At 68.6% G+C, this 14,055-nt stretch carries 19 protein-coding genes and 1 riboswitch; of the genes, 5 read left to right on the top strand and 14 right to left on the bottom strand.

Annotated elements, in window-relative coordinates:
- Window positions 1-202: 202 nt before the first annotated feature.
- From AC4OR5_RS26345 to nrdR, 13 genes are all read right to left on the bottom strand, one after another.
- Window positions 203-1,000, bottom strand: coding sequence for a cobalamin-binding protein (locus tag AC4OR5_RS26345; RefSeq protein WP_003102817.1), 798 nt, complete (start codon window positions 998-1,000; stop codon window positions 203-205).
- Window positions 1,000-1,419: a hypothetical protein gene (locus tag AC4OR5_RS26340; RefSeq protein ID WP_003093296.1), complete on the bottom strand. Its 420-nt coding sequence runs from the start codon at window positions 1,417-1,419 to the stop codon at window positions 1,000-1,002. The genes AC4OR5_RS26345 and AC4OR5_RS26340 overlap by 1 nt, the downstream gene beginning before the upstream one ends.
- Window positions 1,416-2,033 carry a GTP cyclohydrolase II gene (ribA, locus tag AC4OR5_RS26335; protein ID WP_021265272.1) on the bottom strand — a complete coding sequence of 206 codons (618 nt, stop codon included), beginning with the start codon at window positions 2,031-2,033 and terminating at the stop codon, window positions 1,416-1,418. The genes AC4OR5_RS26340 and ribA overlap by 4 nt, the downstream gene beginning before the upstream one ends.
- A gap of 130 nt (window positions 2,034-2,163) precedes the next feature.
- Window positions 2,164-2,808 (bottom strand): TIGR02281 family clan AA aspartic protease, encoded by a 645-nt coding sequence (locus AC4OR5_RS26330; protein WP_003110509.1) that lies wholly within the window; start codon window positions 2,806-2,808, stop codon window positions 2,164-2,166.
- Between the two features lie 2 nt (window positions 2,809-2,810).
- Window positions 2,811-3,557 carry a substrate-binding periplasmic protein gene (locus tag AC4OR5_RS26325; protein ID WP_003093303.1) on the bottom strand — a complete coding sequence of 249 codons (747 nt, stop codon included), beginning with the start codon at window positions 3,555-3,557 and terminating at the stop codon, window positions 2,811-2,813.
- 8 nt (window positions 3,558-3,565) lie between these two features.
- Entirely contained in the window at window positions 3,566-4,081 is a 516-nt protein-coding gene (locus AC4OR5_RS26320) for a phosphatidylglycerophosphatase A family protein (RefSeq protein WP_003093304.1), read from the bottom strand.
- Window positions 4,074-5,042, bottom strand: a complete 969-nt coding sequence (gene thiL, locus AC4OR5_RS26315) for a thiamine-phosphate kinase (protein WP_058134677.1) — start codon at window positions 5,040-5,042, stop codon at window positions 4,074-4,076. Before thiL ends, AC4OR5_RS26320 begins: the two co-directional genes overlap by 8 nt.
- 18 nt (window positions 5,043-5,060) lie before the next feature.
- Window positions 5,061-5,540, bottom strand: a complete 480-nt coding sequence (nusB, locus tag AC4OR5_RS26310; protein WP_003093308.1) for a transcription antitermination factor NusB — start codon at window positions 5,538-5,540, stop codon at window positions 5,061-5,063.
- Window positions 5,537-6,013, bottom strand: coding sequence for a 6,7-dimethyl-8-ribityllumazine synthase (gene ribH, locus AC4OR5_RS26305; RefSeq protein WP_003093311.1), 477 nt, complete (start codon window positions 6,011-6,013; stop codon window positions 5,537-5,539). Before ribH ends, nusB begins: the two co-directional genes overlap by 4 nt.
- 117 nt (window positions 6,014-6,130) lie before the next feature.
- Window positions 6,131-7,228, bottom strand: a complete 1,098-nt coding sequence (gene ribBA, locus AC4OR5_RS26300; protein WP_058160155.1) for a bifunctional 3,4-dihydroxy-2-butanone-4-phosphate synthase/GTP cyclohydrolase II — start codon at window positions 7,226-7,228, stop codon at window positions 6,131-6,133.
- Between the two features lie 26 nt (window positions 7,229-7,254).
- Complete coding sequence (locus AC4OR5_RS26295) at window positions 7,255-7,914, bottom strand: riboflavin synthase (protein ID WP_003093316.1); 660 nt, start codon at window positions 7,912-7,914, stop codon at window positions 7,255-7,257.
- 183 nt (window positions 7,915-8,097) lie between these two features.
- Window positions 8,098-8,260: riboswitch (FMN riboswitch) on the bottom strand.
- A gap of 81 nt (window positions 8,261-8,341) precedes the next feature.
- The gene (gene ribD / locus AC4OR5_RS26290; RefSeq protein ID WP_058160156.1) at window positions 8,342-9,463 is read right to left on the bottom strand and encodes a bifunctional diaminohydroxyphosphoribosylaminopyrimidine deaminase/5-amino-6-(5-phosphoribosylamino)uracil reductase RibD; all 1,122 of its coding nucleotides are present in this window, start codon (window positions 9,461-9,463) and stop codon (window positions 8,342-8,344) included.
- Entirely contained in the window at window positions 9,460-9,924 is a 465-nt protein-coding gene (gene nrdR, locus AC4OR5_RS26285; RefSeq protein ID WP_058160171.1) for a transcriptional regulator NrdR, read from the bottom strand. The genes ribD and nrdR overlap by 4 nt, the downstream gene beginning before the upstream one ends.
- A 185-nt stretch (window positions 9,925-10,109) precedes the next feature.
- On the opposite strand from nrdR, the gene AC4OR5_RS26280 reads away from it, so the two are divergent.
- The 3 genes from AC4OR5_RS26280 to trxA all read left to right on the top strand — a co-directional run bounded on the left by AC4OR5_RS26280 (window position 10,110) and on the right by trxA (window position 12,180).
- Window positions 10,110-10,580 carry a YbaY family lipoprotein gene (locus tag AC4OR5_RS26280; protein ID WP_003132387.1) on the top strand — a complete coding sequence of 157 codons (471 nt, stop codon included), beginning with the start codon at window positions 10,110-10,112 and terminating at the stop codon, window positions 10,578-10,580.
- A complete protein-coding gene (locus tag AC4OR5_RS26275) occupies window positions 10,577-11,239 on the top strand; it encodes a class I SAM-dependent methyltransferase (RefSeq protein WP_023105815.1) in 663 nt (220 codons plus the stop codon). Before AC4OR5_RS26280 ends, AC4OR5_RS26275 begins: the two co-directional genes overlap by 4 nt.
- A gap of 71 nt (window positions 11,240-11,310) precedes the next feature.
- The gene (gene trxA, locus AC4OR5_RS26270) at window positions 11,311-12,180 is read left to right on the top strand and encodes a thioredoxin (RefSeq protein ID WP_058160157.1); all 870 of its coding nucleotides are present in this window, start codon (window positions 11,311-11,313) and stop codon (window positions 12,178-12,180) included.
- Window positions 12,181-12,204: 24 nt separating this feature from the next.
- Here trxA and AC4OR5_RS26265 read toward each other — a convergent pair whose 3' ends face one another.
- The gene (locus tag AC4OR5_RS26265; RefSeq protein ID WP_023092434.1) at window positions 12,205-12,555 is read right to left on the bottom strand and encodes a hypothetical protein; all 351 of its coding nucleotides are present in this window, start codon (window positions 12,553-12,555) and stop codon (window positions 12,205-12,207) included.
- 132 nt (window positions 12,556-12,687) lie between these two features.
- On the opposite strand from AC4OR5_RS26265, the gene AC4OR5_RS26260 reads away from it, so the two are divergent.
- A complete protein-coding gene (locus AC4OR5_RS26260) occupies window positions 12,688-13,260 on the top strand; it encodes a DUF2796 domain-containing protein (protein WP_034075853.1) in 573 nt (190 codons plus the stop codon).
- A gap of 88 nt (window positions 13,261-13,348) precedes the next feature.
- Window positions 13,349-14,053 carry an ABC transporter ATP-binding protein gene (locus tag AC4OR5_RS26255; RefSeq protein WP_003093325.1) on the top strand — a complete coding sequence of 235 codons (705 nt, stop codon included), beginning with the start codon at window positions 13,349-13,351 and terminating at the stop codon, window positions 14,051-14,053.
- Window positions 14,054-14,055: the final 2 nt, after the last annotated feature.

Below are 14,055 nucleotides of genomic sequence, written 5' to 3'. Positions count from 1 at the left end.
GCGGTTATTCGCCCTACCCCCCAATTGCCGTAGGGCGAATAACGCCACCGGCGTTATCCGCCGATACACCACCATACCGACATGCCCCGCCGACTGGCAGCGATAACCGCGTTGCGGTTATTCGCCCTCCCCCCCAATTGCCGTAGGGCGAATAACGCCGCCGGCGTTATCCGCCGATACAGCGCGCGATACCGGCAAGCATTCAGCGCGCCCCGGCGAGCGAGCGGCAGAGTTTCTCGGTCGCCGCCAGCATGGCGAAGCTCGGCCGCTCGAGGTTCTTGTCTTCGATCCGGTACAGCTGTCCGCGCCGCGTCGCCGCCAGCGCCGGCCATTGCCGCCAGAGTTCGAGCTGGGCGTGACTGCCGGCGACGATGACCGCCGGATCGCGCGCCAGAACCGCCTCGACGCTGACCTGCGGCGCCGGCTGCGGCAGGTCGCCGAATAGGTTCTCGGCGCCGCAGACGCGCAGCGCATCGCTGATCACCTGGCGTCCGCCAATGGTGTACAGCGGCCGGTCCCAGACCTGGTAGAACACTTTCAGCGGCTTGTCCCGCCGGTAGCGCTCGGCCAGGCGCCGCATGCCTTCGCGGAACCTGGCCGACAACCGCTGGCCGGCCTCGGCCTCGCCCAATGCCTCGCCCAGCGCAGCCAGTTGCAGGGCCAGTTCGTCGAGGCTGTGCGGTTCGGCGATGAAGAGGGCGATGCCGAAGTCCCGCAGGCGCTGCAACTGCGCCTCGGGCACGCTGCCGGGCCAGACCAGGATCAGGTCGGGCTGCAGTTCCAGCAGGCGTTCGAGATTGACCTGGCCGTAGCGGCCGACGGAAGGCAGGTCGCCAATCGCCGCCGGACGCTCGCCGCCATCCAGCACGCCGACCAGGCGGCGCGCTGCGCCGAGTTCGAGGACGCTGTCGGTCAGCGAAGGCGCCAGGCTGACCACCCGCTGCGCCGCCCCGGCGGAAAGGCTGAGGAGCAGGCAGGCGAGCAGCCAGAACGAGCGCATCAACCGAGTTGACGCGGAATACGGTAGAGCCAGAACAGCACCAGGCTGGTGATCCCGAGCAGGATCAGCGCAACGCCGTTGAGCCCGGCGAACACACCCGGCACGCCGATCCAGGCCGGCAGGCTGGCGCCGAACAGGGCCTTGCGGCGCACCTGCGCCAGGCGGGTCCAGGCGGCGGCTTCCTCCGCCGTATCCAGCGCTTTCTGGGTGGCGATGAGACCACGCTTGTAGGCACCGAACAGCGGCAGATTGACGAACATCGACAGCAGCGCGGCGATGAACAGCGGCATCGCCAGGCCATGGGGAAGGGGTTGCAGTTCGCCGAGGAAGAACTCGACCAGGATCAGCGGCAACAGCGCCAACGCCAGTTGCAACCACCAGGCGCGTCCCAGCGCGCCGCGGGCTTGCTGGCGACTCACGTGGTTTCCGCCTCGCCCTGGTGCAGGCTGCCGAGCATGTGCCCGAGCTTGCCGGCCTTGGTCGCCAGGTAGCGCCTGTTGTGCTTGTTCAGGCCCTTTTGCAGCGGCACGCGCTCCGCCACGGTGATGGCGTAGCTTTCCAGTGCCTTGACCTTGCGCGGATTGTTGGTCATCAGGCGCAGGGAGGAAACGCCCAGGTGCGCGAGCATCGGCTGGCACATGGCGTAGTCGCGCTGGTCAGCGCCGAAACCCAGTTGCAGGTTCGCCTCGACGGTGTCGGCGCCGGCATCTTGCAGCTCGTAGGCGCGGATCTTGTTCAGCAGGCCAATGCCGCGACCTTCCTGGCGCAGGTAGAGGAGCACGCCACGGCCCTCCTCGGCGATGGCGGCAAGCGCGCCTTCCAGCTGGAAACCGCAATCGCAGCGCAGGCTGAACAGCGCGTCGCCGGTCAGGCATTCGGAATGCAGGCGGCCAAGCACCGGCGCGCCATCGGCGATGTCGCCCATGCTCAGGGCTACATGTTCCTTGCCGCTCTCCTCGTCGAGGAAGCCATGCATGGTGAATTCGCCGAAGGGAGTCGGCAGTTTGGAGGCGGCGACGAACACGACGGACACCGGGGAACTCCTAGGGAAACGGAAGTCCGCCATTGTACCAGCAGCGTCCGGCGCCCGGTCAGCTCGAAATGCCGCAAATACCTATCGAGATGGACGATGAATAGAACCCGGGGTTATGAGCGAGCGACATTCAATGCTTGGCCTCGATAAGCAGCATCCCCTGTTCCTCGCGCCAGCGCACCCGGTTGAGGAAACTCATGCCGAGCAGGGCTTCGGTCGGATAGCCACCCTCGATCACCGCCGCCTCGACGCCCAGCAACTCGATACCGCCGATCTTCACCCGGTCCAGGGTCACCCGCCAGCCGCGCGAGGTGCCGCTGGCGGTGGAGGCGACCATCGGCTTGCCGTCCACCCGGTAATCGATACCCAGGCGGCGCGCCTCGTTCTCGTTCATGGCGATGCTGGTGGCGCCGGTATCCACCAGGAACTGCATGTTCTGCCCGTTCACCGAACCGGCCACCCAATAGTGCCCGCCGGTGCCGCGAGCGATGCTGAAGCTTTGCCGCTGCGGCGCCGAATAGCCCGCCTCGTTGTATTCGCGGCTCAGTTCGTAGGTGCGCTCGACGCCATCGATCCGCAGCACCGCCTTGCGACTGTCGGCGCTGACCACCTGGACGCCCTGTGGGCCGGTCTGGCCGACCCTGACCAGCTTGCGCTGGCCGTCGACGTTGAGTACCGCCGCGCCGGGGAACAGGCCGACCACGAACACCTGGGGCGCGGCCAGCGAGGGCAACGCGAGAACGCTGGAAAACAGGGCGACGCACAGCCGCAGCATGATCACTCCTTGGGTGGCAGGATTGCCTTCAACGGCGCATAGGGCCAGTTCCAGCGGGCGAAGATCCGTTCCAGCTCGCCGCTGGCATGCAGCTGCCGCATGCGCCGGTCGAACAGCGCCAGCAGCTCACGGCCCCTGGGGGAATCGGAGAAGCCAAGATACAGCGGCAACCGAGTGACGTCGGTGATGCGGTACTCAGCCGCCAGCGCTCCGGCCCCTGCGAGCATTTCCTCCAGTTCCGGACGCGAATCGATGAAATAGTCGACCCGGTGGTTGAGCAGCATCGGCAGCGCCGAGGTGCGGCGCTGCAACTCGCTGTGCGGGGTCAGGGTAGGGAAATAGCGGGCGAAGGCGTAGCCACGCATCCATGACAGGCGGAACCGGCTCAGGCCCTCCAGCGGCGGCGGCGGATTGTCCTTCAGGGAAAGCACGGCGATCGGATCGACGTCATAGGGCCAGCGAGGGTAAAGCGCTTCGTCGATTTCCCCGCGGTAGGCGCCGACCCAGGCGTCGGCCTCGCCGCGCAGGACCAGGCCGACCGCCCGGGTATAGGGCTCGTTGGCGATCCGCAGGCGTACCCCGGCCGGCTCGTAGACGGCCCGCAGCAGGTCCCAGGCCACCCCGCGACCGTCCTCCTGGGTGTAGCGCGTCCAGGTTTCGCTGACCACGCGGATCTCGCCCACGGAGGGTTCGGCGGAAGCGACGCCGGGCAGCAGCCACAGGCAGCAGAACAGGACGAGCAGACGCATGGGAGGCCTCAGACCAGCCAGTGTACCCATCCCCAGACTAGACCCTGCATGACCAGCCAGGCGAATACCCCGGCCAGGACGTCGTCGAGCATGATCCCGACGCCGCCGTGCACGTTGCGGTCCACCCAACTGATCGGCCAGGGTTTGAGAATATCCACGATGCGGAACACGACGAAGCCGATCAGCAGCCACCACCAGCCCTCCGGCACCAGCCAGAGGGTTATCCACATGCCGACCATCTCGTCCCAGACGATGCCTTCGTGGTCGTGCACGCGCAGGTCGTCGGCGACCTTGCCGCACAGCCAGAAGCCGAACAGCATGGTCACTCCCAGCATCAGCCAGTAGCCCCAGTCCGGCAGCATCTGCCACAGCGGGATGAACGGGATGGCCACCAGCGACCCCCAGGTGCCCGGCGCCTTGGGCAGGGTGCCGGAGCCGAAGCCGAAGGCGAGGAAATGCCAGGGATTGCGCCAGACCGACGGCGGCACCGGCTGCGCCGGCGCCTGATCAGGATGCTCAGTCACGTTGGGTTCCGAAATGTTGGTAGCCGGCCACGGCCGGTATGAGTTCCTTTCCATCGGCGTCGAGCAGGTGCACCCCCTGCCCCGCCTCGACCCGGCCGATGACGGCCATGGCCGGCCACGCGGCGCGAATCTCGTCAAGGTACGCAGGCGGCAGGGTGAAGGCCAGCACGTAGTCGTCGCCGGCGGCCAGTTGCTGGCGCAAGGCTTCCTCGCCGGCGAGCAGGCCGCTCAACGCGGCGCTTGCCTGCAAGCGCTGGCATTCGACCAGCAGGGCGACGCCGGAAGCGCGGGCGATATGCCCGCAGTCGGCGAGCAGCCCGTCGGAGATGTCCAGGGCGGCGCTGGCCTTGCCGCGCAGGGCGAGGCCCAGACCGAATTGCGGGGCCGGCGTCCAGTAGCGCGCCAGCAGCGGTTCGGCCACCTCGGCGGGCGCCGATCTTCGCTCCAGCACCAGTTCCAGCGCCGCTCCAGCCTCGCCGAGCGGGCCCCCGACGCAGAGCAGGTCGCCCGGGCGCGCACCGGCGCGGGTCAGCGCCTGGCCGGCCGGCACCCTGCCGAATACGGTCAGGGTCATGCTCAGCGGGCCGCGCGTGGTGTCGCCGCCGACCAGGGCCAGGCCGCACTGCCGGGCCATGGCGTCGAGGCCGCGGGCGAAGCCCTGCAACCACTCGGCTTCGGCCTTCGGCAAGGTCAGGGCCAGGGTGAAGGCCAGGGGCGCGGCGCCCATCGCCGCCAGGTCGCTGGCGGAGACCGCCAGGGCGCGCTGGGCAAGAAGGAAAGGGTCGCAACCGGCGGGAAAATGCACACCTTCCACCAGGGTGTCGGTGGAGACCGCCAGCTGTTCGCCGGCAGGCGGCGCCAGCAGGGCACAGTCGTCGCCGATGCCGAGGGCCACCTCCGTCGCCGGCGCCGCGCAGGCGGCCGCGGCGAAGAAGCGGCGGATCAGCTCGAACTCACCCATGACGCCGCCGGCGCGGGATCAGCGCTTGCCGCCGCGCAGCTCGGCGGCGCGCAGGCGCGGCGCCAGCTTGTCGAGCACGCCGTTGACGAACTTGTGGCCGTCGGTGGCGCCGAAGGTCTTGGCCAGCTCGATGCCCTCGTTGATCACTACCTTGTAGGGCACGTCGATGCGGTTGCGCAGCTCGTAGGTGGACAGCCGCAGGATGGCCAGCTCGACCGGGTCGATCTCGGCCAGCGGGCGGTCCAGGCAGGGCTCGAAGGTGGAGTCCAGCTCGCTCTTCTGCCGCGGCACGCCGTGCAGGATCTCGTGGAAGTAGGCGCCGTCGACCTCGGAGAAGTCGTTGTCGGTGCGGAACTGCGCCTCGATCTCGTGCAGGGGCTGGCCGGCGATCTGCCAGGAGTACAGGGCCTGGACGGCCAGGCTGCGGGCCTTGCGGCGAGCGGCGGTCTTGCCTTTCGGCGGCTTGGCTGCCGGGTTGCCGCTGTCTTGATTGCTCACTTGGCCTCCAACTGCGCCAGCAGGCTGACCATTTCCAGGGCCGACAGCGCGGCTTCGGCGCCCTTGTTGCCGGCCTTGGTGCCGGAGCGCTCGATGGCCTGCTCGATGGAGTCGACGGTGAGGACGCCGAAGGCGACCGGGATGCCGAACTGCAGGGACACCTGGGCCAGGCCCTTGGTGCACTCGCCGGCCACGTATTCGAAGTGCGGGGTGCCGCCACGGATCACCGCGCCGAGGGCGATGATGGCGTCGAAGCCGCCTTGCTGGGCGACCTTCTGGGTCACCAGCGGGATCTCGAAGGCACCCGGGGCGCGGATGATGGTGATCTCGCTTTCAGCCACGCCGTGGCGGACCAGGGCGTCGACGGCGCCGCTGACCAGGCTTTCCACGACGAAGCTGTTGAAGCGGCCGACCACCAGGGCGTAGCGGCCTTTGGGAGCAATGAAGGTACCTTCGATGGTCTTCAGGGTCATGAGCAGGTCTCATCTGTTAAAGAGCCGGGGCGCCGTTGCGCCCCGAGCGAAAAGGGTCGAAAGGTCGGTCCAGCATAGCGCCCGCCGCGATCTTGCACGCGGCGGGCGGGACAGGCCTTATTCGGCGGGCAGGTATTCTACAACTTCCAGGTCGAAACCGGATATCGCATTGAAGCGCATCGGCGCACTCAGCAGGCGCATCTTGCGCACGCCGAGGTCGCGCAGGATCTGCGAACCGGCACCAACGGTGCTGTAGGTGGTGGTGGCCTTGGGCGCCGGGGCCGGCGCCGAAGCGATCTCGCGGACATGGGCGAGCAGGTCGTCGCCGCCGATCTGGTGGCCGAGCAGCAGCACCACGCCGCTGCCCGCCTCGGCGACCTTGGTCATCGCCGCGCGCAGGCTCCAGCGGCCCGGCTGGTTGACCTGCAGCAGGTCGCGCAGCGGGTCCATGCTGTGCACGCGGACCAGGGTCGGCTCTTCCGCACAGACCTTGCCGAGGGTCAGCGCCAGGTGCACGTCGCCCTCCACCGAGTCGCGGTAGGTGATCAGGTTGAAGTGGCCCAGTTCGCTGTCCAGCGGCTGCTCGGCGATGCGCTCGACGGTGCGCTCGTGGATCAGCCGGTAGTGGATCAGGTCGGCGATGGTGCCGATCTTGATCCCGTGCTCGGCGGCGAACGCCTCCAGTTCGGGCCGGCGAGCCATGCTGCCGTCGTCGTTCATCACCTCACAGATCACCCCGGACGGCTCGAACCCGGCCATCCGCGCCAGGTCGCAGGCCGCCTCGGTGTGCCCGGCGCGAGCCAGGGTACCGCCTGGCTGGGCCATCAGCGGGAAGATGTGGCCGGGGCTGACGATGTCGGCGGCCACGGCGTTCTTCGCCGCCGCAGCCTGCACGGTGCGGGCGCGGTCCGCGGCGGAGATGCCGGTGGTGACGCCCTCGGCGGCCTCGATGGAGACAGTGAACTTGGTGCCGAAGCCGGAGCCGTTGCGCTGCACCATCAGCGGCAGGCCGAGGCGCTCGCAACGCTCGCGGGTCATCGGCATGCAGACCAGGCCGCGGGCATGCTTGACCATGAAGTTGATGTCTTCGGTGCGGACGCATTCGGCGGCCATGATCACGTCGCCTTCGTTCTCGCGGTCCTCGTCATCCATCAGGATGACCATCTTGCCTTGGCGGATGTCTTCGATCAGTTCGTCGATCGTGTTGAGTGCCATGGGCACCCCCTTATGCAATTCGTGGGTTACTTGAGAAAACCGTTCTCGGCGAGAAACGCTTCGCTGATGCCGGAGGCGCTGGGCTCGGCGGCCTTGTCGCCAAGCAGCAGGCGCTCCAGGTAACGGGCCAGCAGGTCGACCTCGAGGTTGACCCGGCGTCCGGGCTGGTACTCGGCCATGATGGTTTCGCTGAGCGTATGCGGGACGATGGTCAGCTCGAACTCCGCGCCGTTCACCGCGTTCACCGTGAGGCTGGTGCCGTCGACGGTGATCGAGCCCTTGTGCGCGATGTACCTGGCCAGTTCGCGCGGGGCGCGTACGGTGAACTGGATGGCGCGGGCGTTCTCCTCGCGCTTGAGCACCTCGCCGACACCGTCGACGTGGCCGCTCACCAGGTGTCCGCCGAGGCGGGTGGTCGGCGTCAGGGCCTTTTCCAGGTTCACCCGGCTGCCCACCTTCAGGTGCTGGAAGGCGGTGCGCGCCAGGCTCTCGCGGCTGACGTCGGCCCAGAAGCCATCGCCGGGCAGTTCCACCGCGGTCAGGCAGACGCCGTTGACCGCGATGCTGTCGCCGAGCTTGACGTCGCCCAGGTCGAGCTTGCCGGTGGCGATGTAGACCCGCAGGTCGCCGCCCTTGGGCGTCATCGCGCGGACGCTGCCGATCGACTCGATTATGCCGGTGAACATGCGACCTCCCGTTTTTCCGCCGCACAGGCGCGCAGCATGGCCGGCGCGACGCCGAGCGGCCTGCGTGCCATAACGCGGGTATTCCAAGATGAAGACATATGACGAACTCCTGTTTCGTGAAAAACAGGGCTTTTTGGATCGAAGGGGATCTTGCGGGCGCACAGGGTACGCCCAGGCAGGCAATCCCGTTCTCTCTTTATCCGGACTATGACCGTCGGCCCCGGAATCGCACCGGGTCTGCTGACCTTGTCGTCCGGCGGTGGCCGGTCCGGCAAGCGCTCGCGGGCTAGGCGCCTTGCGCGCCATTACCGCCGGTGGGGACTTTCACCCCGCCCTGAGAACGTTACGGCCACCGAGATGGCCGTGTGGCGTTTTACCACAGTTGCGCAGCTTGTGCATCGTCCGCCGCGTCGTCGCGCAGCGAAGTTCAGGCGTCCTGCGGGCGGGGCCGCGCGGTGACCAGCCAGTCGTCGCCCACCGCGCGGATGTCGTCGATCCGCAACTGCGCCGCATCGGCCATCCGCGCCAGCGGCCAATCGAGCAAAGGGCGGGCGCTGGAGCCGAGGAACTTCGGCGCGACGAACAGCCGGTACTCATCCACCAGCCCCAGCCGGGCGAAGGCGCCGGCCAGGCGCGGGCCGGCCTCCACCAGCACTTCGTTGGCGCCGCGCGCTGCCAGTTCCACGAGCAGCTTGTGCAGGTCGACATGCCCCTCGGCGGAGGGCAGCGCCAGCAGTTCGTGACCGGCGTCCTGGAAGCGTTCGCGCGCCGAGGCGGCGGCGCAGGTCGCCACCAGTGCCGGACCGGCCTGGTAGAACGCCGATTCCAGCGGCACCCGCAGGCGCCCGTCGACCAGCACCCGCAACGGCTGGCGAGCCGCGGCGAGCGCGGTAAGCTCGGCGTTCAGGCCCAGTTCGTCGGGGCGAACGTTGAGCCGCGCATCGTCCGCCAGCAGCGTATCGGCGCCGGACAGCACCACGCTGGAGCGAGCGCGCAAGCGCTGCACCGCCGAACGCGCGGCGGGGCCGGTGATCCACTGGCTTTCCCCGCTGGCCATGGCGGTGCGCCCGTCCAGGCTCATCGCCAGCTTGACCCGGACGAACGGCAGGCCATGCTCCATGCGCTTGATGAAACCGATGTTGAGTTCCCGCGCCTCGGCCTCGAGGACCCCGCTCTGCACCGCGATACCGGCCTGCATCAGACGCAGCAGGCCGCGACCGGCGACCTCGGGGTTGGGATCCTGCATCGCCGCGACCACCCGCGCCACCCCGGCACCCACCAGCGCGTCGGCGCACGGCGGGGTGCGGCCGAAATGACTGCAGGGCTCGAGGGTCACGTAGGCGGTGGCGCCGCGTGCATTCTCGCCGGCCTGGCGCAGGGCATGGACCTCGGCGTGCGGCTCGCCGGCGCGGACGTGCCAGCCCTCGCCGACCACCTGGCCGTCCTTGACCAGCACGCAGCCGACGCGCGGATTCGGATGGGTGGAGTACAGCCCCTGGCGCGCCAGTTCCAGGGCGCGGGCCATGTACAGCGGGTCGGCGGCGTTCATTCCTTGGTCGGCTCGCGGGCGAGGCGTTCGATCTCCTCGCGGAATTCGTTGAGGTCCTGGAAGCGCCGGTAAACCGAGGCGAAGCGGATGTAGGCGACTTCGTCGAGCTTCTGCAGCTCGGCCATCACCAGTTCGCCCAGCACCCGCGACTTGATCTCGCGCTCGCCGGTGGCGCGCAACTGATGTTTGATGTGGCCGATGGCCGCTTCCAGGCGCTCGACGCTGACCGGACGCTTCTCCAGGGCGCGCTGCATGCCGGCGCGCAGCTTGTCCTCGTCGAACGGCTGGCGGCTGCCGTCCTGCTTGATCAGGCGCGGCATGACCAGCTCGGCGGTCTCGAAGGTGGTGAAGCGTTCGCCGCAGGCCAGGCACTCGCGGCGCCGGCGCACCTGATCGCCCTCGGCGACCAGTCGCGAGTCAATCACTTTGGTGTCATGGGCACCGCAGAAGGGACAATGCATGGTGCTGATACAGGCGTAGCTGAAGGAAGCCGCATGGTAGCGCATCCGCGCCCGACCGAGCACCCGCAGAATCGACCGGCGCCGGCACGATGGGAGAGGCGGGAAGAATCGGACGTTGCGGCCTACGCGAAGCGCGACAAGAATCACACTTTGCGCTATACAAGCGCCGCCCGGATTCCACCGCTATGGAGCAGCCCATGACCCTGCGCTCGATCGCCCTGCTGGCCGTCCTTCTCCTCGCCGCTTGTTCCAGCGACAAGCCGAAGCCTGCGCCAACGCCGCAAGCTTCGCGCAGCGTGACCATGGTCGAGCCGGTGCTGCCGGCCCACCTGCGCGAGCTGAGCGGAACGCTGAGCAGCATCCAGGGCAGCCTGCCACGCGGCAGCGAGGTGCAGATGGCACTGCTGGTGATCGACGAGCGCGACCGCCCACAGCGGCTGCTGGCCAGCGAGACGGTGCTGGCCACCGGCGAACTCATGCCCTTCCGCCTGCCGTTCAACCCCGAGTCCTTCCCGCCGGCTGGCGGCGCGCTGCGCGTCGAACTGCACGCGCGGGTGATCCAGTCCGGCCAGTTGGCCTGGCGCCTGCATCCGTTGCGGATCGCCCAGCCGACCACCCAGTCCCTCGGCGAACTGCGCCTGGTACGCGCGCCGTGACGGCACCGCAAGCCCTGACCCAGGCGCTGGGCGAGCTGCTCGGCGACGCCCGGCTCAGCGCCACCGCGCTGCCCGGCACCGACCTGCGCCTGTGGCTGATCGACGCGCAGAACATGGACCGCCAGTTCAGCCCGGAGGAGACCCGCCGCATCCTCGAGGAGCCGCCGTACTGGTGCTTCTGCTGGGCCAGCGGGCTGGTCCTGGCGCGCTGGCTGGCGGCGCGCCCGCAGTGGGTCCGCGGCAAGCGCGTGCTGGACTTCGGCAGCGGCTCCGGGGTGGCGGCGATCGCCGCGGCCCGCGCCGGCGCCGCCGAGGTGGTGGCTTGCGACCTGGATCCCCTGGCGCTGGCAGCGAGCCGAGCGAACGCCGAACTGAACGGAGTGGAGCTGAGCTATTCGGCGGACTTCTTCGCCGAGGACGATCGCTTCGACCTGATCCTGGTGGCCGACGTGCTCTACGACCGCGCCAACCTGCCGCTGCTCGACCAGTTCCTCAGCCGCGGCCGCCAGGCGCTGGTCGCCGACTCGCGGGTCCGTGACTTCCGTCATCCGCTGTACCGGCGCCTGGACGTGCTCGACGCCTGTACCTGGCCGGACCTCGCCGAACCCGCCGAATTCCGCCTGGTCAGCCTGTATCACGCCGAACGCGGGCAAGCCTGAGGCACGGGCTTGTTTGCGCGCGGCGCGCCCCCACTTATAGTGGTCACCACCTTGCGTTTCCGAGAATCGACATGAGCGATACGCCCTACATCTTCGACGTCACCGGCGCCAACTTCGAGCAGTTGGTCATCGAGAACTCGTTCCACAAGCCGGTCCTGGTGGACTTCTGGGCCGACTGGTGCGCCCCGTGCAAGGCGTTGATGCCGCTGCTGGCGCAGATCGCCGAGTCCTACCAGGGCGAATTGCTGCTGGCCAAGGTCAACTGCGACGTCGAGCAGGACATCGTGATGCGCTTCGGCATCCGCAGCCTGCCGACCGTGGTCCTGTTCAAGGATGGCCAGCCGGTCGACGGTTTCGCCGGCGCCCAGCCCGAATCGCAGATCCGCGCCCTGCTGGAACCCCATGTGAAAGCACCGGCGCTGCCCGACGAAGACCCGCTGGAAGTGGCCCAGGCGCTGTTCGTCGAAGGCCGCATCGGCGACGCCGAAGCGACCCTGAAAGCCCTGCTGGCGGAGAACAACGACAACCCCGCGGCGCTGATCCTCTACGCCCGCTGCCTGGCCGAGCGCGGCGAACTGGAAGAGGCGCAGGCCATCCTCGACGCGGTGAAGAGCGACGAGCACAAGCAGGCCCTGGCCGGCGCCCGCGCGCAACTGACCTTCCTGCGCCAGGCTGCCGACCTGCCCGACAGCGCAGAGCTGAAGAGCCGTCTGGCGGCCGATGCCGACGACGACGAGGCGGCCTACCAGTTGGCCGTCCAGCAGCTCGCCCGGCAGCAGTACGAGGCGGCCCTGGACGGCCTGCTCAAGCTGTTCCTGCGCAACCGCGACTACCAGGACGACCTGCCGCGCAAGACCCTGGTGCAGGTCTTCGACCTGCTCGGCAACGACCACCCACTGGTCACCGCCTACCGCCGCAAGCTGTACCAGGCGCTCTACTGAGTCGCCGAGCCCCGTCCGCGGGGCTCAGTCCTCCAGCCAGACGAACACCTGGGTGCCGTCGACCACCTCGACCTTGACCCGGGCGTCGTGCCGCAGGCGCACCAGCAGTTGCTTGGCGGCGCCGGCGTTGCCGCTGAACGCCTCCAGCTCCGCCAGCAACTGTGGCCCCTCGATCCGCCCGCTGCCGCGCAGCAGGTCCTGGGCGGTCTGCCACAGGCGATCCACTGGCGCTGCCGGCGCCCTGGCCGCCGCGATCTGCGGCTCGCCCAGCGGCGGCGGGGGCACGTGTTGCGCCAGCTGGCGCCAATCCTCGGCGTCCAGTTCCAGGGTCAGGTCCACCGGCCAGTCGCCGATGCTTCCGCGAATCCGCACCATCTCGTTTCTCCACAAGCGAATCGCGCCATGCTCCCACGTCGGCGCGTAGGGGCCAAATCGGCCAGGCTAGGCAGGCGGAAAAATTCGTTATAACGTAACAAACTCTTTTCCTTCCTTGCCGGAGTCCCGTTCATGCGCCCACTGCTGTTAGCCCTCGTCTTGCTGCCGTTCGCCGCCCATGCCCATGACGACCACGACCATGACCACGCCCACGGCAGCCTGGGCAAGCACGAGCACGGCGTCGCCCAGTTGAACGTGGCGCTGGACGGCAAGACCCTCGAACTGGAGCTGGACAGCCCGGCGATGAACCTGGTCGGTTTCGAACACGCCGCCAGCACCGACGCGGACAAGGCCGCCGTGGCCAAGGCCCGCGCGCAGCTGGAAAAACCGCTGGAGCTGTTCGCCCTGCCGGTCACCGCCGGCTGCTCGGTGGCCAGCCAGGAACTGCGGAGTCCGCTGTTCGGCGACAAGGCGCCGGCCCACGCGCACAAGGAGAAGGCAGGCCACGAACACGAACACGGTCATGCCGATATCCACGCCCATTACCAGCTCAGTTGCGAGAAGCCCGAGCTGCTCAAGCTGCTGACCCTCGCCGAGTTCTTCAAGCGCTTCCCCGCCACCCAGAAAATTCAGGTACAACTGATCGGTCCCGACGGCCAGAAAGGCGCCGACCTGGCCCCGGCCAGCGCCGAGCTGAAGCTGTAGGATCGTTCCGGAAGCGCCGCGAGGGATTCGGCGCGGCGCCCCTCCATCCATTCTCGAGGCTCCGGCGGAGCGTTCCGCCCCTACCCCCATGAGCGCACTGATCACCCTGACCAACCTCGGCTTCGCCTGGCCCGGCCAGGCGGAGTTGCTGGACATTCCCAGCTTCCATCTCGAACGCGGCGAGAGCCTGTTCCTCAAGGGGCCTTCCGGCAGCGGCAAGACCACCCTGCTCGGCCTCCTCGGCGGCGTGCAGAAGCCCGGCCGCGGCAGCATCCGCCTGCTCGGCGAGGACCTGGAAAAGCTGTCCGCCGCGCGCCGCGACCATTTCCGCGTCGACCACACCGGCTACATCTTCCAGCAGTTCAACCTGCTGCCATTCCTCTCGGTACGCGAGAACGTCGAGCTGCCCTGTCACTTTTCCGCGTTGCGCCGTCAGCGCGCCCGCGAACGCCACGGTAGCCCGGCGCAGGCCGCCAGCCATCTGCTCGGCCAGCTCGGCCTCGGCGGCGAACTGCACGAACGCCGCGCCGACAGCCTGTCCATCGGCCAGCAGCAGCGGGTCGCCGCCGCCCGCGCGCTGATCGGCCAGCCGGAGCTGGTGATCGCCGACGAGCCGACCTCGGCGCTCGACGCCGACAGCCGCGAGGCGTTTCTCCAGTTGCTCTTCGCCGAATGCCGCGAGGCCGGCGCCAGCCTGCTGTTCGTCAGCCACGACCAGAGCCTGGCCGGGCTGTTCGACCGCAGCCTGTCCCTTTCCGATCTCAACCGCGCCGCCCGGCCGGCAGGACTCTGAGC

The organism is Pseudomonas sp. YA1 (assembly GCF_058680555.1).
This window is presented reverse-complemented; position numbering and strand designations above follow the sequence as displayed.